General features: G+C 75.2%; 19 protein-coding genes. 11 read left to right on the forward strand and 8 right to left on the reverse strand.

From position 1 onward, the window contains the following. Positions 1-913: 913 nt before the first annotated feature. Genes KPF47_RS08330 through KPF47_RS40760 form a run of 3 tightly spaced genes read right to left on the reverse strand, consistent with a single transcriptional unit; the run spans position 914 to position 5041 of the window. Positions 914-2134, reverse strand: a complete 1221-nt coding sequence (locus KPF47_RS08330) for an acyl-CoA dehydrogenase family protein (RefSeq protein WP_224387934.1) — start codon at positions 2132-2134, stop codon at positions 914-916. After that, a complete protein-coding gene (locus tag KPF47_RS08335; RefSeq protein WP_224387935.1) occupies positions 2131-3033 on the reverse strand; it encodes a 3-hydroxyacyl-CoA dehydrogenase NAD-binding domain-containing protein in 903 nt (300 codons plus the stop codon). Before KPF47_RS08335 ends, KPF47_RS08330 begins: the two co-directional genes overlap by 4 nt. Position 3034: 1 nt before the next feature. Next, positions 3035-5041 carry an acetoacetate decarboxylase gene (locus tag KPF47_RS40760; protein ID WP_374108815.1) on the reverse strand — a complete coding sequence of 669 codons (2007 nt, stop codon included), beginning with the start codon at positions 5039-5041 and terminating at the stop codon, positions 3035-3037. Between KPF47_RS40760 and KPF47_RS08350 the strand changes: the two genes are divergently transcribed. From KPF47_RS08350 to KPF47_RS08365, 4 genes are all read left to right on the forward strand, one after another. After that, positions 5042-5752 (forward strand): IclR family transcriptional regulator, encoded by a 711-nt coding sequence (locus tag KPF47_RS08350; RefSeq protein WP_224387937.1) that lies wholly within the window; start codon positions 5042-5044, stop codon positions 5750-5752. It begins immediately after the preceding gene. A gap of 48 nt (positions 5753-5800) precedes the next feature. Continuing rightward, the gene (locus KPF47_RS08355) at positions 5801-6613 is read left to right on the forward strand and encodes a hypothetical protein (protein ID WP_224387938.1); all 813 of its coding nucleotides are present in this window, start codon (positions 5801-5803) and stop codon (positions 6611-6613) included. Continuing rightward, positions 6552-6899 carry a hypothetical protein gene (locus KPF47_RS08360; RefSeq protein WP_224387939.1) on the forward strand — a complete coding sequence of 116 codons (348 nt, stop codon included), beginning with the start codon at positions 6552-6554 and terminating at the stop codon, positions 6897-6899. The genes KPF47_RS08355 and KPF47_RS08360 overlap by 62 nt, the downstream gene beginning before the upstream one ends. A gap of 62 nt (positions 6900-6961) precedes the next feature. Next, positions 6962-7441, forward strand: coding sequence for an SRPBCC family protein (locus KPF47_RS08365; RefSeq protein ID WP_224387940.1), 480 nt, complete (start codon positions 6962-6964; stop codon positions 7439-7441). Here the strand turns inward: KPF47_RS08365 and KPF47_RS08370 are convergent. Beyond that, on the reverse strand, positions 7438-7854 hold the full coding sequence (locus KPF47_RS08370) for a hypothetical protein (protein WP_224387941.1): 417 nt from the start codon (positions 7852-7854) through the stop codon (positions 7438-7440). The two genes, KPF47_RS08365 and KPF47_RS08370, sit on opposite strands and share 4 nt — an antisense overlap. 87 nt (positions 7855-7941) lie before the next feature. Here KPF47_RS08370 and KPF47_RS08375 point away from each other — a divergent pair, with 87 nt between their 5' ends. The 6 genes from KPF47_RS08375 (at position 7942) to crcB (ending at position 11575) form a co-directional block, all read left to right on the forward strand. Next, positions 7942-8229 (forward strand): hypothetical protein, encoded by a 288-nt coding sequence (locus KPF47_RS08375; RefSeq protein WP_224387942.1) that lies wholly within the window; start codon positions 7942-7944, stop codon positions 8227-8229. Positions 8230-8590: 361 nt separating this feature from the next. Next, on the forward strand, positions 8591-9052 hold the full coding sequence (locus KPF47_RS08380; protein ID WP_224387943.1) for a MarR family winged helix-turn-helix transcriptional regulator: 462 nt from the start codon (positions 8591-8593) through the stop codon (positions 9050-9052). 90 nt (positions 9053-9142) lie between these two features. Continuing rightward, a complete protein-coding gene (locus tag KPF47_RS08385) occupies positions 9143-9583 on the forward strand; it encodes a MarR family winged helix-turn-helix transcriptional regulator (RefSeq protein WP_224387944.1) in 441 nt (146 codons plus the stop codon). Then, a complete protein-coding gene (locus tag KPF47_RS08390) occupies positions 9580-10827 on the forward strand; it encodes an MFS transporter (protein ID WP_224387945.1) in 1248 nt (415 codons plus the stop codon). The genes KPF47_RS08385 and KPF47_RS08390 overlap by 4 nt, the downstream gene beginning before the upstream one ends. Then, positions 10824-11213 (forward strand): CrcB family protein, encoded by a 390-nt coding sequence (locus tag KPF47_RS08395; RefSeq protein ID WP_224387946.1) that lies wholly within the window; start codon positions 10824-10826, stop codon positions 11211-11213. The genes KPF47_RS08390 and KPF47_RS08395 overlap by 4 nt, the downstream gene beginning before the upstream one ends. Beyond that, positions 11210-11575 carry a fluoride efflux transporter CrcB gene (gene crcB, locus KPF47_RS08400; RefSeq protein ID WP_224387947.1) on the forward strand — a complete coding sequence of 122 codons (366 nt, stop codon included), beginning with the start codon at positions 11210-11212 and terminating at the stop codon, positions 11573-11575. The genes KPF47_RS08395 and crcB overlap by 4 nt, the downstream gene beginning before the upstream one ends. Positions 11576-11595: 20 nt before the next feature. Here the strand turns inward: crcB and KPF47_RS08405 are convergent, their stop codons facing one another. Genes KPF47_RS08405 through KPF47_RS08415 form a run of 3 tightly spaced genes read right to left on the reverse strand, consistent with a single transcriptional unit; the run spans position 11596 to position 13064 of the window. Then, positions 11596-12117, reverse strand: coding sequence for a LysR substrate-binding domain-containing protein (locus KPF47_RS08405; protein ID WP_224387948.1), 522 nt, complete (start codon positions 12115-12117; stop codon positions 11596-11598). Beyond that, complete coding sequence (locus KPF47_RS08410) at positions 12107-12520, reverse strand: LysR family transcriptional regulator (protein ID WP_224387949.1); 414 nt, start codon at positions 12518-12520, stop codon at positions 12107-12109. The genes KPF47_RS08405 and KPF47_RS08410 overlap by 11 nt, the downstream gene beginning before the upstream one ends. Positions 12521-12548: 28 nt before the next feature. After that, a complete protein-coding gene (locus KPF47_RS08415) occupies positions 12549-13064 on the reverse strand; it encodes a DUF664 domain-containing protein (protein WP_224387950.1) in 516 nt (171 codons plus the stop codon). A gap of 53 nt (positions 13065-13117) precedes the next feature. Between KPF47_RS08415 and KPF47_RS08420 the strand changes: the two genes are divergently transcribed. Next, positions 13118-15421, forward strand: coding sequence for a molybdopterin-dependent oxidoreductase (locus tag KPF47_RS08420; RefSeq protein ID WP_224387951.1), 2304 nt, complete (start codon positions 13118-13120; stop codon positions 15419-15421). On the opposite strand, the gene KPF47_RS08425 is transcribed toward KPF47_RS08420, so the two are convergent. Beyond that, the gene (locus KPF47_RS08425; protein WP_224387952.1) at positions 15402-16760 is read right to left on the reverse strand and encodes a sugar porter family MFS transporter; all 1359 of its coding nucleotides are present in this window, start codon (positions 16758-16760) and stop codon (positions 15402-15404) included. The genes KPF47_RS08420 and KPF47_RS08425 overlap by 20 nt on opposite strands. Between the last annotated feature and the right edge of the window lie 59 nt (positions 16761-16819).

Here is a 16819-nt window from a genome sequence, read left to right on the forward strand (position 1 = left end):
GTCGGAGATCATCCCCGGCAACCGGACGTGCGCAACCCGTGGTGGGGCGGGAGGGCGTTGCGGTCGGTCCGGCGGGTCGTCGCGGCGCCGGGCGTGGCACGCTGGGCGGGTGGCGGTCGACGAGCGGGGCGAGGCGGTGCTGGCCGCGGCGACCGCGGCGGCCCGCCGGAGGTTCTCCGGGGAGCTGGTGGCGGCCTACACGCTCGGCAGCCTCGCGCACGGTGGGTTCGCCCCCGCCGTCAGTGACGTCGACCTGGCCCTGGTGCTGCGGGGGACCGACGCCGGCACCGCCTCGCGGGTGCACGACGTCGTCGCCGCCGCCCGGGACGCCGCCGCGGGCACCGACGGCCTCGCCGAGCGGCTCTCGGTGTTCTGGGCGGACCCCGCGACGGTGCGCCACGGCCCCGGTGGCCGACCGTCCCGGCTCCCCGCCGTGGACCGGCTCGACCTGCTCGACTCCGGGGTGCTGCGTCACGGCACCGACGTCCGCGACGGTGCCGTGCGCCCCACCCACGACGAGCTGGTCCGCGGATCCGCGCAGTTCCTGGTCGACCGGGTCGACGACCACTGGCTCGCCGGCGTCGCCGACCCGGCGGCGCTGCTGGCGCGCGGCGTCCGGGCGGTCACCAAGACCGTGCTGTTCCCGGTCCGGTTCCTGCACACGCTGCGGACCGGGGGGATCGGTCGCAACGAGGCCGCCGTCGCCTCCTACGACGGCCCGCACGCCGGGCTCGCGACCGCGGCGCTGGCCTGGGGCACCGGCCCGGTCGGGGAGCGGGTCGTGGCCTGGTCGCTGCTCACCGAGCACCTGGCCGGCTCCACACCGAGTGCGTCGAGGCCCACCTGCGCGCGCTGCCCGGCGACGACCCCACCGTCACCGGGCTGCGTGCGCTGCGCGACGCGCTCGCCGTGCTCAGTCCTTCGCGGGCCGCCGCCCGACGAACGCCCCGACCCCGGTGACCGCACGCCCGACGACCAGGGTGTTGATCTCCTTGGTGCCCTCGTAGGAGTAGAGCGCCTCGGCGTCGTTGAAGAACCGGCCGACCTTGTTCTCCAGCAGGATGCCGTTGCCGCCGAACACCTCGCGGGCCCGGGCGACGGCGTCCCGCAGCATGATCGTCGCCTGTCGCTTGGCCAGGGCGGCCTGCTCGTCGCGGAAGGTGCCGTCGTCCTGCATCTGCGCGACCCTGACCGCCATCCCGAGCGAGGCGACGACGTCGCCCAGGATCGACACCAGGTGGTCCTGCACCAGCTGGAACGACGCGATGGGCTGCCCGAACTGGACGCGCTCGACGGCGTAGTCGCGGGCCAGCTCGTACACCCCGGCCATCGCGCCGACCGCGTTCCAGGCGACGCCGCCGCGGGTCACCCGCAGCACCCGGTTGGTGTCGCGGAAGGACTCCGCGCCGGGCAGCCGGTTCGCCTCCGGCACCCGCACCCCGGAGAAGGCCAGGTCGGCGTTCTGCACGGAGCGCAGCGCGAGCTTGCCCTCCATCTTCGTCGCGGTGAACCCGGGCATGTCCTTCTCGACGACGAACCCCTTCACCGGGCCGCCGGTGGGGTCGTCGGTCACGTCGCGGGCCCACACGACCACCAGGTCGGCGAAGGTGCCGTTGCCGATCCAGCGCTTCGCGCCGTCGATCACCCACACCGCGTCGTCGCCCTCGCCCTCACGGCGGGCGGTGGTCTCCAGCCCGCCCGCGACGTCGGACCCGCCGTGCGGCTCGGACAGCGCGAACGCCCCGATCAGCTCCATCCGGCGCATCGCGGGCAGCCAGCGGCGCTTCTGCTCCTCCGAACCGCACAGGTCGATCGAGGACAGGGCCAGACCGGCGTGCACGCCGAAGAAGGTCGCCATCGACGGGTCGACCCGGGACAGCTCCATCGACACGAACGAGGTGAGCAGCCGCGAGTACGCGGGCCGGTCCGGCCACTCCCGGGCCAGACCGACGACGTCGAGCTCGGCGAAGCCCGGGATCAGCTCGTGCGGGAACTCGGCACGGTCCCAGTACCCGTCGGCGATCGGCGCGATCCGGGTCTCGGCGAAGTCGCGGACCCGGGCGAGGATCTCCTTCTCCTGCTCGCCCAGCAGGTCCAGGTAGCCGTAGAGGTCGGCGGGCAGGGGGCTGGTCATGACTGCTCCAGGGTGTCGTCGCGGGCGGCGAGCACGGCGGTCTCGGCGCGGTCGCGTGCGGTGGTCAGCGCCTCGCGGCTGGGGCCGTAGGCGTCCTCGGTGGCGCTGCTGATCGCCTCGACGGTGTCCGCGTCGAGGGTGGGGGTCCCCAGGTCGGCCCAGCGTCGTGCCATGCCCGGCCCGAGGTGCTCGAGCAGGTGGCGCAGGCCGCCGTCGCCGCCGCCGAGGTGGAAGGACAGGAACGGCCCGCCGGTCGCCCAGCGCGGGCCGAGCGCGCCGGTGACGACGCGGTCGAGCTCGGCGGGGGAGACGACCCCGTCGCGGACCAGGGACACGGCCTCGCGGAACAGCGCGGACTGCAGGCGGTTCCCGACGAAGCCGTACACCTCCTTGTGGATCTCGACCGGGTCCCTGCCGAGGCCGCGCAGGAGCTCCGCGGCGCGCTCGACGGCGTCGCGCCCGGTCCGCCGCCCGGCGACGAGCTCGACGAGCGGCAGCACGTGCGGCGGGTTGAACGGGTGCGCGACCAGCAGCCGCGCGGCGGCGTCGTCGGGCAAACCGGCGGCGATGTCGCTGGGCAGGATCCCCGAGGTGGAGCTGAGCAGCAGCGCCCCGGCCGGGGCGTGCGCGGCCACCGTCGCCCAGATCTCCCGCTTGACCGCGAGGTCCTCCGGGCCCTGCTCCTGCACGACGTCGGCGCCCGCGACCGCGGTGGCGAGGTCCGGCTCGCAGGTGACCCGGTCGAGCAGCTCCGGCGAGCCGAAGCGCGCCACCCCGGTCTCGACGACGTCGGCCAGGTCCGGCCGCGGGTCGGTGACGACGACGTCGTGCCCGGCCGCGGCCAGCAGCACCGTCCAGGAGACGCCGATCGTGCCGGCGCCGATCTCGGTGATCCTCATGTCAGCGCTCCAGGTAGTCGTGCACGGTGGTGACCGGCGCCAGGGTGAGGTCGGTGAGCACGTGCGAGGCGGAGACGACCTCGCGCACCGGCAGGTCCGCCAGCGGTGCGAGGACGTGGTGGGACAGCTGCAACCGCGCCGGGCCGGTGAAGGCACGCTTCACGGTCAGGTCGGTGATCCGGGTGCGCACCAGGCGGGCGTCGACCGGGCCGGAGCGGCCGGGGACGAGCTTGACCATGAACGTCGGGACGCCGATCTGCGCGGCGGCCTCGGCCGGGTCGAGCGGCGCGTGCTGGTAGGCCATCGTCGCGACGGCGACCGGCAGCGACCCCTTGTGCAGGGTGCCGACCAGCGCGCCGTCCTCCACGGCCAGCCGCGGGGTGCCGAACGCCTTGGGGTAGGCGCTCTGCTCGCGACCGGCGAAGGTGGCCGGTGAGTTGTCCAACCACATGCCGTGCAGGTACTCGCCCTGCTCGCCGTCGAAGGAGCAGGCCAGCGCCTGGCCGGACTCGGTGTAGGGGCCGAACCCGTCGACGTCGCCCATGTGCATCACCTCGAACCGGACCAGCGGGTCCCCGGCCACCAGCGGCTCGGGCAGCGCGTGGCGGAACGCGTCGGGGTCGGTGCGGTAGACGACGTTGAGGTACTCGCGGTCGGTGAACCGGTGCGCACCGGGTGGGAACGCCGGCGCGGTCAGCGGGGTGGTCCCGGCGGCGAGGACGTCGGCGGCCCTCATCGGACCAGCACCCCGTCGGCGACCAGCGCGTCGATCTCGTCCTCGGTGCGGCCCAGCTCGCGCAGCACGTCGGCGCCGTCGGCGCCCAGCGCCGGGGCGTGCGTGCGCATGCCCCCCCGGGGTGCCGGTGAACCGGACCGGGAACCCGATCGAGCGGTAGCGGCCCTCGGTCGGGTGCTCGGACTCGGTCAGCAGGCCGCCGGAGGTGACGTACGGGTCGGTCCCGGCGTCGTCGACCGCGAGCACCGGCGCGAACGGGATCGAGTGCTGTGCGCACAGCGCCGCCCACTCCTCGGTGGTGCGCTGCGGGGCGAGCTCGCCGATCAGCGCGTACAGCTCGGGCTGGTACGTCGCCATCGCGGGCGAGGTGGCGAACCGCTCGTCGGCGGCCAGGTCCTCGCGGCCGGCGGCGGTGAAGAAGTCCGCGATGTTGCGTGGGGTGTAGGGCAGGATGCAGGCCCAGCCGTCCTTCGTGGCGACGGCCTCGTGCCCGGCGGCCATCGACCGGTTGAACCCGGTCGGCCCCTCCGCGGGCACGAAGGTGTGCCCGGACAGGTGCTCGACCAGGTTGAACGCGAGCAGCGTGTCGGTCATCGGGACCTCGACGAGCTGGCCCTCGCCGGTGGCCCGCTGGTGGATCACCGCCGCCAGCGTGGAGTAGGCGATGGTCAGTGCGCACACCTTGTCCGCCAGGATCGTCGGCGCGTAGGACGGGGTGCCGGTCGCGCGGCGCATCAGGTCCACCATCCCCGAGGACGCCTGCACGATCTCGTCGTACGCGGCCCGGTCGGCGAGCTCGGAGTCGCTGCGGAAGCCCTGGGCCCGGACCTGCACCAGCCGCGGGAACCGCTGCGACACCCGGTCGGGTCCGAGCCCGAGCCGGTCCAGCGCGCCGGGGCGCATGTTCGTCACGAGCACGTCGGCGGTGTCGAGCAGGTCGTCGAGCACCGCGCGGCCCGCGTCGGTCTTGAGGTCGAGCGCGACCGAGCGCTTGTTGCGGTTCACGTTGAGCGCGAGCGCCCCCATCCCGGGATGGCGCTGCGGCAGCGTGCGGCGGGTCATGTCCCCGGCCGGCGGCTCGACCTTGATCACCTCCGCGCCGAGGTCGCCCAGGATCTGGCAGGCGTAGGGGCCCATGACCACCGAGGCCAGGTCGATCACCCGCAGCCCGTCCAGTGCGCCACCCATGTCGTGCTCCCTCCGGTCGGTCCGCGTTCCGTTCTCCATGAGCATGGCTAACCTTCGTCTCCCCTGCGAGCTAGGCTTACCCATATGCGTAAGCGACACCGGACCGTGGACCGCGTGGCCGGACTGCTGGAGGCCGCCGCGCGCCGCCCGGACGGCAGCACGCTGTCCTCGCTGGCCCGCCGGGTCGGCGCCCCGGTGTCCTCGGTGCAGAAGCTCGTCGACGGCCTCGTCGCCGCGGGGAACCTCGACGAACGCGACCGTCGCTACACCCTGGGGCCCGCACCGTGGATGCTCGCGGCGAGAGCCGGGGAACCACCCGTCCCGGCGATCCCGCACGAGGCACTGGACCAGCTCGCCCGGCACGCCGGCCTGCCGGTCCTGCTCGCCGCGCGGATCGGCGACGACGCCGTCTACCTCGACTGGGCCGGCGCCGACGAGGCGTTCGACGTCGCGCTGTCCGCCCGGGTCCGCGCGCCGCTGCCGGACACCGCCGCCGGCCGGGTGCTGCTGGCCCACCTCGCCGCACCCGAGCGCAAGCGGGTCGCGCTGGCCGCGCACGACGGCGACCCGGGGGCCGCGGCCGCCCTGCTCGAGGCCTGCGGCCGCATCCGGGCCGACGGGTTCGAGCGGGGCGCCAGTGGCGCGCTGCTGCCCGGGGCGACGGCGGTCGCCGTCGCCCTCCGCCACGACGGCCGGGTGACCGGGGCGCTCTCGGCGGCCGCCCGGGGCGTCGGGCCGCTGCCGGGTGAGGTCGTCGACGCCCTCGCCGATGCCGCGGGAGCCTGGTCCAGCTGAGCCGCCGCGCCAGGTTTGCCGCCGGGTGTGCCGGGAAGGACCGGAGGGATGCGTACCGACTGGATCCGACCCCTGAACGACAGCGACGGCCCCTTCGCGACCGTCGTGCTCGACGCCACGCACGACACCGCCGACGCCACCGAGCAGTACCGCCTGCGGTGGCGTGACCTGCGCGAGCGGCTCGCCGACGACGGCGCCGACGAGTCGACCCTCGCCGTTCTCGACGACGCGGTGACCGCCGCCGCCGCCCCGGACGGCACGGCGGGGCGGGTGCTCGTCGCCGACCCCGCCCGGGTGCTGCTGGACCGCCACACCGAGTTCCCGCCCGAGCGGGGGACCGCGGCCTGGGGCCCGGTCCCGGACCTGCTGGGCGTGCTCGGCGCGGTGGGGGAGGACGTGGCGACCGTGGTCGTCGCCCTCGACCGGACCGGCGGGCGGGTCCGCGGTGTCGACGGCACCGTGGAGGAGGTGTCGACCGACTCCGGTGGTCCGGTCCACAAGGCGAACGTCGCGGGTCCCGGTGAGGGTTCGGCCGACGCGCGGGTCGAGGAGACCTGGAAGCGCAACGCCCAGGTCGTCGCCGAGCGGGTCGACGCGCTGGTCCGCGGCGGCAACGCCGCCCTGCTCGTCGTCGCCGGGGACGCCGGGTCCCGGGCCCGGCTGCGCGACGAGCTCCCCCCCGACCTCGGCCGCGATCATGGCCGAGATCGAGAACACCGGCGGGACGGTCCCCGAGCAGGTCGACGACACCGTCCGCGCCGCCGCCGACGAGGTCCGCGAGTCCCGCCGCGGCGAGGCCGTGACGAGCTTCGCCACCGCGTCCGGGCGGGAGGACGGGCTGGCCGTCACCGGGCTCGGTGACGTCGCCGGCGCCACCCGGGCGCACGCCGTCGAGACCCTGCTCCTCGACCCGGCCGCGGTGCCCGGCACCGAGCTGGTCGCCGGCACCGACCCGGCGGCGGTGGGGGAGAAGGCCGACGAGCTCGTCGGGGACACGCCGGTGGTGTCCGGCCCGGCCGCGAACGTGCTGGGGCGGGCGGCCGCGGCGACCGGCGCCGCGGTCGTGCTGGTCCGGCCGGGGGACGAGGTCACGCTCACCGACGGCGTCGGCGCGGTCCTGCGCTTCCCGGTCGGCCCCGCCGCCTGAACGCGCCGCCGTCGTGCCCCGTCTCCGGGCCCGGCCGTCCGGGGCGGGGCATGATCGGTTCCATGAGCGACCAGCGGATCGAGTCCTCCCGTGTCGTCGACGCGAGTCCGGCCGACATCTTCGCCGTGCTCCGCGACCCGCGTGGCCACGTGGCCGTCGACAGCTCCGGGATGCTGATGTCGGCGGAGGGGGATCCGGTCTCCGCCGCCGGCGACACCTTCGTCGTGCACATGGACCGGGAGTCCCTCGGTGACCGCCCGATGGGCCGCTACGACGTCACCGTGCACATCGCGACCTACGTGCCGGACCGGGAGATCTCGTGGACGATCGTCGGCGTGATGCGTCCGCCCGTCGGTCACGTGTACGGCTACCGGCTGGAGCCGCTCGACGAGGCCGAGGGGGGCGGAACCCGCGTGGTGTCCTGGTGCGACTGGTCCGACATCCACCCGCAGTACCGCGACTCCGACCTGTTCCCGGTGATCTCCGCGGCGTCGCTGCGGGCGACCCTGGGCATCCTCGCCCGCACGGTGCAGCGGGGCTAGCGGGTCCGGCGCAGCAGCACGAGCGAACCGCACGCCCAGATCGCCCAGGCCACCAGCAGCGGCTGGAACAGCAGCCGGGTCGCCCGGGCGCCGTCGCTGTCGAGACCGAACGCGTCGGTGCCGGTGACGTACTGGGACACGTTCCCGGGGAAGACCAGTACGAACAGCACCGCCACGACCAGCCCGACCTGCGGCCGGAGCCGGGCGGGCGCGACCAGCACCGCCGCCCCGACGCCGAGCTCGACGACCCCGGACACCAGCACCACCGCTGCGGGTGCCGGCAGGAACGGCGGCACCTGGGCCAGGAACTCCGCCGGGACGAGCAGGTGCGCGACACCGGCGGCGACCAGGAACGCGCCCAGCAGCAGCCGGGCGGCGGTGCGGACCGCGTGCATGCTCGCCTCCGGCGTCATCGATTCTGGGTATACGCCGGTCCCGGTCGAACCGGAGCCGGCCTGCGGTGCGGACACCGGGGACCACCCTTCCACGGAGGCCCCGACATGACCGCTCCCGAGACCGTTCCGGCACCCGGTGACTACGGCGACGGCCCGGTGTTCCTGCGCGTGCACCGCACCCGCGCGGCCGGACACTGGCCGGTGCCCGGCTTCGAGCGCGAGGTGAACGACCGCGGCCTGGCCGCCGACGCCGAGCACGACTGGGTCCGCGTCCCCCAGGACAACAGCCGCTGCGGGCACGCCGACCGGGACCGGCTCGTCGCCGACCACGCGCTGCCGGCCGACGCGGTCGCGGTGGTGCGGTTCCGTCCGGCAGGCGGCCCGCGCCGCTGACGGGCCGTCGCGGTACCTCCCCCCGGTCCGACCGTCGTCACCCCGTTGTCGTAGCAGCGCGCCGACGACCGGGTCACCGTGTGCACCGACACTGCGCGCTGCGGGTGAATCCGACGTGTTTGCGATTGAGTCCCGCCGCGCCGGGGAACGTCTCGTGCAGAACGGCACGACACAGTCTTCTGCACGGACCGGGCGCTGGGGAGCCTTCCGGTCCGTCGGCCCCGGGTCCGGGGCGCGACCGCTTCGGGGGTGGTCGCGTTCCGGGCCCGTTCCTCGTCGTGACCGGCCCGCGGGAGCCCGGTGCCGCACCGATCCTGCGGGCTCGGATGAACTCCGGACATCGAGCGCTTACCCTGTCGGAATGACCGAGCACGGAACCGTGGCGCCACTGGCGCTCGACGAACAGCTCTGTTTCGCGCTCCACTCGGCGTCGCGCGCGATGACCGGGTGCTACCGCCCGATCCTCGACTCCATCGGCCTCACCTACAGCCAGTACGCGGTCCTGCTCGTGCTGTGGGCCGAGCAGACGGTGCCCCAGCGGGAGCTCGGGGAGCGGATGTTCCTCGACAGCGGCACGCTCTCGCCGATGCTGACCCGGCTGGAGGGACACGGGCTGGTCACCCGGGCCCGCCGCCCGGACGACGAGCGCACCGTGCAGGTGTCGCTGACCGAGAAGGGCCAGGCGCTGCGCGAGGAGGCCGCCGCCGCGCAGGAGCAGGTCATCAAGGCCACCGGCATGTCGCTGGACGAGCTGTTCCGCCTCCGCGACGACCTGCAGCGGCTCGCGTCCCGGCTCCGGTCCTCCGAGGCGGCTCCGGCCTGACCGCGGGCCCGCTCCACCCACCCGCACGCTCAGGCGCAGACCGTTGCGCGGGTATATGCTTGCCGACAGGCAAACATATATGGAGTGTGGATGGGCAACCTCGACCCCGATGAGCTGGCGCGGCTGCGCACGTACCTGGCCCGGATCGCCCGGGGTCTGGACCGGGCCACCCGCGGCACCGACCTGACCCGCAGCGCGCAGTCGGTGCTCGGCACCGTCGCCGTCCGCGGCCCCCTCGGGATGGGGGAGCTCGCCACCGTCGAGGGCGTCAACCCGACCATGCTGTCGCGGCTGGCGGGCAAGCTCGAGGCCGCCGGGCTCCTCGTCCGCGACACCGACCCCGACGACGGACGCGCCGTCCGCGTCGCGGTCACCGAGGCCGGCGCGGCCGAGCACCGCAGGCGCCGCGAGGAGCGCACCCGCCTGCTCGCCGCCCACGTCGACGCCCTGACCCCCGACCACGCCGCACGGCTGCGGGCCGCGCTGCCCGCACTCGACGCGCTCGCCGGGGCCCTGCGGGACGCGCGGTGAGCGCCGGCCAGGACCAGGCGCCCCGCTCGACGCTCGCCCGCACCTTCGCCGCGCTGTCCGGCCACAACTACCGGCTCTGGATCGGTGGCCAGTCGATCTCGCTGGTCGGCACCTGGATGCAGTCGATCGCCCAGTCCTGGCTGGTCTACGAGCTGACCGGGTCCGCGGCCGTCCTCGGCACCGTCGTCGCCGTGCAGACCGTCCCCACCCTGCTCCTCGGCCCCTACGCCGGGGTGTGGGTCGACCGGCTCGACCGGCGACGGCTCATGGTCGGCCTGCAGACGATGATGGGCCTGCAGGCCGCCGCACTCGCCGTCCTCACCCTCACCGGCACCGTCGCGCTGTGGCACGTCTACGTGCTGGCCGCGGTCCTCGGGCTGAACAAGGCCGTCGAGAACCCGGCCCGGCAGACCTTCGTGCACGAGCTGGTGGGCCCCGACGACCTGCGCAACGCCGTCACCCTCAACTCGGTGCTGGTCAACGCCGCGCGGGCGGTCGGCCCGGCCGTCGCCGGGCTGGTCATCGTCGCCGGTGGCACCGGTGTCTGCTTCGCGGTGAACGCGGTGAGCTTCGTCGCCGTCGTGACCTCGCTGCTGCGCCTGGACACCTCCGCGCTCACCCCCACCGCACCGGCCCCGCGGGCGCCCGGACAGCTGCGCGAGGGGCTCGCCCACGTGCGGGGCAACCCCGAGCTCCGGGTGCCCCTGGTGATGATGGCGCTGATCGGCTGCCTGGCCTACGAGTTCCCGGTGGTGCTGCCGGTGGTGGCCTCGCAGACCTTCGGCGGCGACGCGAGCACCTACGGCTGGCTGACCGGCGCGATGGGGGTCGGCGCGGTCGTCGGCGGGCTCGTCGTCGCCGGGCACGGCCGCACCGGGGTGCCGATGCTGGTGCGCACCGCGCTGCTGTTCGGCCTGGTGCTGGGCCTGGCCGCGGTCGCACCGTCGCTGTGGGTGGCGCTGGTCGCGATGGCGCTGGTCGGGATGGCCAGCGTCGCGTTCATGGCCGGTGGCAACTCGACCCTGCAGCTGGCCTCGGCCCCGCACATGCGCGGCCGGGTGATGGCGCTGTGGTCGGTGGCGTTCCTGGGCTCCACCCCGATCGGCGGCCCGATCGTCGGCTGGGTCAGCGAGCAGTGGGGCGGCCGCGGGGGGCTCGCGCTGGGTGCGGTGGCCTGCCTGGTCGCGGCCGCGATCGGCCTGCCGACGGCGCGGCGCGCCGCCCGGGCGGAGGCGGCCGCGTGAGCACGCCCGGCCGGGTGGCGGTGTCGTCGGCGGTCGCCGCCGGCGGGGTGGTGGGCGCCGAGGCCCGGTGGCTGCTCGGGCTCGTCGGCCCGCCCGCCCCGTGGACGACGCTGCTGATCAACGTCACCGGCTGCCTGCTGATGGGGGTGCTGATGGTGCTGGTCACCGAGCGCTTCCGGGCCCACCCGCTCGTCCGCCCGGCCCTGGGCGTCGGGGTGCTCGGCGGGTACACGACGTTCTCCACCTACGCCGTCGACGTCGCCGCGCCGGCCTTCGCCTCGCCGGGGTCGCTGGCGCTGATGGTCGGCACCCCGGTGCTCGCCGTCGCTGCGACGGCGCTCGGCGCGGGCCTGACCCGCGCGCTCGCCGGGGGAGCAGCCCGGTGACGGCGCTGCTCGTCGCCCTCGGTGCGGCCGTCGGGGCGCCGCTGCGCTACCTGGTCGACACCGCCGTGAGGGCGCGGACGCCCTCGGCGTTCCCGTGGGGTACCTGGGTGGTCAACGTGGCCGGGTCGTTCGTGCTGGGCGGTGTGGTGGCGCTGACCCCGTCGGCCGGGCCGGGGTTCGCCGCGCTGCTCGGCACTGGGTTCTGCGGGGCGTTCACCACCTACAGCACGTTCGGCTGGGAGACGCTGTCGCTGCTCGAACGGGGCCGCACCGCACTCGCCGTGGGCTACGCGGCGGCGAGCGCGCTCGTCGGCGTCGCGGCGGCGCTGGCCGGGCACGCGTTGCTCACCGCCGCCGCCTGAGCCGGGTCGGGCCTGCCGGGTCAGCGGATCCGGCCGCCGGTGGCGATCCGCAGCAGGTCGCGTGCGGTGCCGCGGGGTGAGGTGCCCTCCCGCCACACCGCGCGGAACTCGCGGGTCAGGTCGAGGCCGGAGACCTCGACCACGGCGAGCGACCCGGCTGCGACGTCGGCGGCGACCACCGACCGTCCCAGCACCGCGGGGCCCTCCCCGGAGCGGACGGCGGCGCGCAGGGCGGTGTCCGCGGCGAACTCGCGTCGCGGCGGCACGGGCTCGCCGGCACCGGCGGCGTCGAGCGCGGCCTCCAGCGCGGGCCGGGCGCCGGCCCCGGACGCCCGGGTGAGCAGCGGGGTCGCGGCCAGCTGCGCCGCGTCGACCCCGTCGGAGGCGGACCACGGGTGGCCGGGGGCGACGACGAGGACCAGCGGGTCCGCCCCGACCGTCGCGGCGTGCAGGTCCTCCAGCGGCCCGGGGGTGGACACGACACCGACGGCGGCGTCACCCGCCCGGACCGTGGCCGCCGGGTCCGGCGTGTCACGCAGCACGACCCGCCCCCCCGGGTCCGTCGCGCAGCTCGACCAGCCAGGTCCGCAGCAGGCACTCCGCGACGACCGGGTCGGCCGCCAGGACGACCCCGTCGTCGCCGACCGGCTCGTCGCGCAGCGCCGCGACCGCGACGTCCAGGTCGGACGCTGCGGCGAGCAGCGCGCCCGCCCACTCCACGAGCAGTACGCCGCGGGTGGTGAGCCTGCTGGACCGCCTGCCCCGGCGTCCGCGTTCGAGCACCGGTCCGCCCGCCTGCTGCTCGGCGGCCCGGATCCGCGCCGACGCGGCCTGCACGGTCAGCCCCATGCCCTCCGCCGCGGCGGACAGGCTCCCGGTGCGGGCGACGTCGCGGAGCAGGGCGAGCGCGGTCAGGTCGGGGACGCGTGCGGGTGCGGTGGCCATCGGGTCCCAGCGTAGGCGGCGGGCGGGGTCACACCCCGAGCAGCCCGCGCAGGTAGGCCGCCTGACCGGCGTGCTGCAGGTCGTCGCCGAGCACGCTCACCAGGCGCTCGCCGAGGGTCACGTTCTGCCCCCAGGTGGGCGGCAGCACGCGGGACAGGTCGTCGTCGGCGAGCCCGGCCAGGTGCCCGACGGTCCGCTGGTGCACCGCCGAGCCGTAGCCCGCCAGCAGGTCCGCGGTCGTGCGCACGGCGTCGACCTGTGCCGAGGTGTGCCCGAAGCCGGTGTCGGTGACGTCCAGGTCGAGCCCGAACCGCTCCGCCCAGCCGTCGTCGGTCCAGACCTGGCCGGCCCCGAACGCTTCGGCGACGTGGTCGTCCTGCACCCGCAGCAGGTGCCACACCAGCCAGCCGATCGGGTTGCCGGGGCCGTCCGCCCCCTCGGGGCGACGGGCCAGGTCGGCCCCGGACAGGCCGTCCACCACCGAGCGCACGAGCTCGTCGACCCGGCCGAAGTGGTCGGTCAGCAGTTCCGCAGTCGTCGTCATGGGGCGGGCTTTCCCGTATGCGGCCCCTCGCATGCGGGTTACGGTGGACGGTGGTGACCGAGAACGTGAGGACCCACAGCGCGCACTGGGGCGTGTTCAGCGCCCGCTGGGACGGCAGCCGGCTGCGGGTCCGCCCGCACCCGGGCGACCCGGACCCGTCGCCGGTGCTGGACAACGTCCCCGCGGCCGTCGGACACGCCGCGCGGGTGGCCGCCCCCGCGGTGCGCCGCGGCTGGTGGGAGCGCGGCCCGGGCCGTGACCCCGCCCGCGGGCGGGACGGCTACCGCACCGTGAGCTGGGAGGCGGTGCTCGACCGGCTCGCCGAGGAGACCCACCGGGTGCGCTCGGTCCACGGCGACGAGGCCGTGTACGGCGGCTCCTACGGCTGGGCGTCGGCGGGACGGTTCCACCACGCCCAGGGCCAGCTGCACCGCTTCCTCGCGCTGACCGGGGGCTACACCCGCTCGGTCAACACCTACTCCGGCGGCGCCGCCGAGGTCGTCCTCCCGCACGTGCTGGGCACCTTCGACGCGGTGACCCGGTACGCGGTGACCTGGGACCAGGTCGCCGCGCACACCGACACCGTCGTCGCGTTCGGTGGCATGGCGCTGAAGAACTCCGCGATCGCCGCGGGTGGGGTCAGCCGGCACGTCGAGCGCGGCGCCATGCGCGCCGCCCGTGACCGGGGAGCGGTGTTCGTCCTGGTCAGCCCGCTGCGTCCGGACCTGCCCGAGGAGGTCGACGCCACCTGGCTCCCGATCCGGCCCGGCACCGACGTCGCGCTGATGCTGGCGCTGATGCACACCGTGGTCGAGGCGGGGCGCGCCGACACCGACTTCCTCGCCTCGCACTGCGACGGCTGGGATCTGCTGCGCGAGCACCTGTTCGCCGCCCCGGCCAAGGACGCCGGGTGGGCCGAGGGCGTCACCGGCATCCCGGCCGCCACGATCCGCGAGCTGGCGTGGCGGATCGCGCACGGCCGCACCCTGGTGACCGTCGCCCAGTCGCTGCAGCGCGCCGAGCACGGTGAGCAACCGGTGTGGGGCGGGACGGCGCTGGCCGCGGTGCTCGGCCAGATCGGGCTGCCCGGCGGCGGCTTCAACTACGGCCTCGGGTCGCTGGGCCACTACGGGCGGCCGCGCAACGCGGTGCCGGTACCGACGTTCTCCCGGGTGCCGAACCCGGTCACCTCGTTCATCCCGGTCGCCCGGGTCGCGGACATGCTGCTGCACCCGGGGGAGGGCTACACCTACCAGGGGGCCGAGCACACCTACCCGCACGTGCGGATGGCGTGGTGGGCCGGCGGCAACCCGTTCCACCACCACCAGGACCTGCGCCGGCTGCGGCGCGCGGTCGCCGAGCTCGACACGTTCGTCGTGCACGACCCGATGTGGACGGCCACCGCGCGGCACGCCGACGTGGTGCTGCCCTCGACGACGACCCTGGAGCGCGACGACATCGGGGCCACCACCTCCGACCCGCTGGTGGTGGCGATGAAACAGCTCGTGCCCCGGCACGGGCAGGCCCGCGACGACTACGAGGTGCTCGCCGAGCTGGCGGCGCGCCTCGGGCAGGGCGAGGCGTTCACCGAGGGCCGGACGTCGCACGAGTGGCTGGTCCACATGTACGACCGCACCCGCACCGGGCTGGCGGGCCGCGGGCTCGACGCGCCGTCGTTCGAGGAGTTCTGGGCGCGCGGGGAGCTGGAGCTGCCCCGGCGCCCCGACGACGGCGGTGTGCTGGGCCGCTTCCGCGCCGACCCTGCCGCGCACCCGCTGCCCACGGCGTCGGGCCGTATCCAGGTCGGCTCCGACCGGATCGCCGCCCTCGGGCTGCCCGACCACCCCGGCCACCCGGCGTGGATCGAGCCGGCCGAGGTCCCCGACGACCGGCACCCGTTCTGGCTGGTCTCCAACCAGCCGGCGACCCGGCTGCACTCCCAGCTCGACTTCGGCGCCCACTCGGCCGGCTCGAAGCGCTCCGGGCGGGAGGTCGTGCGCATCCACCCCGACGACGCCGGGCGGCTCGGTATCGGCGGCGGCGACGTCGTCCGGATCCACAACGACCGGGGTGCGTGCCTGGCCGCGGCGCGGGTCACCGACGACATCCGGCCCGGCGTGCTGCAGCTGCCGACCGGTGCGTGGTGGGACCCGCGCCCCGACCCGGACCGGCCCGAGCTCGGCGACGACGGCCTCTGTGTGCACGGCAACCCGAACGCCGTGACCCGCGACCGCGGGACCTCGGGGTTCGCGCAGGGCTGCACCGGCCAGCTGTGCGCGGTCGCGGTCTCGCGCTACCCCCGCGAGGCCCCGGTGGTCACCGCGCACACCCCGCCGGTCACGCCGGCTTCGCCGTGACCGGCTGGGCCAGGTCCCGCTCGATCTCCTCCAGGCTCCGGCCCTTCGTCTCGGGCAGCAGCCGGGTCGCGTAGACGTAGGCGGCGGCCGTGGTCACCGCGAAGAACAGGAAGTTCCAGCCCGCTCCGAACGCCTCGAGCAGCGACGGGAACAGCAGCGCGACGGCCATGTTGAACAGCCAGTTGAACGTCACGCAGAACGCGACGGCCCCGGCCCGCACGCGCAGGGGGAACAGCTCCGGCAGCAGCACCCACTGCACCGGGCCCCAGGAGATCGAGAACGAGGCGATGTAGACCACGATCCCGGCCAGGGTCAGTCCGAGCAGCAGCGGGCCCTGCTCCAGCCCGACCAGGTTGGTGACCGCCAGGACGACCATCGCCACGCACATGCCGACCGCGCCCCAGCGCAGCAGCGGGCGCCGGCCTGCGCGGTCGATCAGCCACATCCCGGGCAGTGTCATCAGCATGTTCACCGCGCCGATGCCGACGTTGGCGCCGATCGCGCCGGTCGCGCCGAAGCCGACGTCGGTGAGCAGGGTGGGCGCGTAGTAGATGATCGTGTTGATGCCGACGAAGTTCTGGAAGAACACCAGCAGCATCCCGATCAGGGTCAGCCGTCGCAGCCGTGGGGAGAACAGCGTGCCGATCGCGACCTTCTCGGTGTTCTCCCGCTCGACGCGCACGCTCTCCCGGATCTCGGACAGCTCGGCCTCGGCGGCCTCCGGGGTGCCGCGCAGCCGCTCCAGGACGACCCGCGCGTCCTCCTCGCCGCCGTCGGGCTTCTGCGCGACCAGCCAGCGGGGACTCTCGGGCTGGGTGTAGATGCCGATCGCGAGGACGACCGCGGGGATCACGCCGAGCCCGATCATCCAGCGCCAGTCCCGGGACTCGGCGAAGGCGAAGTCGGTGACGTAGGCGAGAAAGATGCCGACGGTCACCAGCAGCTGCATCAGCGAGGTCAGCCGCCCGCGGATCCGGGCCGGGGCCAGCTCGGACAGGTACATCGGCACGACGACGGACACGATCCCGACGCCGACGCCCATCACGAACCGGAACCCGACGAGCATCGCGACGTTCACCCCGAGGGCGGCGCCGAGCGTGCCGACCACGAAGACGATGCCGCCGAGCAGGATCAGCAGCCGCCGCCCGAGCGTGTCGGCGAGCCTGCCCGAGACCCCGGCCCCGAGCATCGCACCGACGAGCAGCCCGGACACTACGGTGCCCTGCTCCAGCGAGGACAGCGGGATGTCGTCGGGGATGAACAGGATCGCCCCGGAGATCACTCCCGTGTCGTAGCCCCACAGGATGCCGCCGAGTGCCCCGAAGACCAGATCGCCCACTGTGACGGCCGCTTCGCCGTCCCCGCCCCCGAACTCATCCGCCGATCCTCCGGCGGGGT

This window comes from Pseudonocardia sp. ICBG1293 (assembly GCF_020131355.1).
Taxonomy (GTDB): domain Bacteria; phylum Actinomycetota; class Actinomycetes; order Mycobacteriales; family Pseudonocardiaceae; genus Pseudonocardia.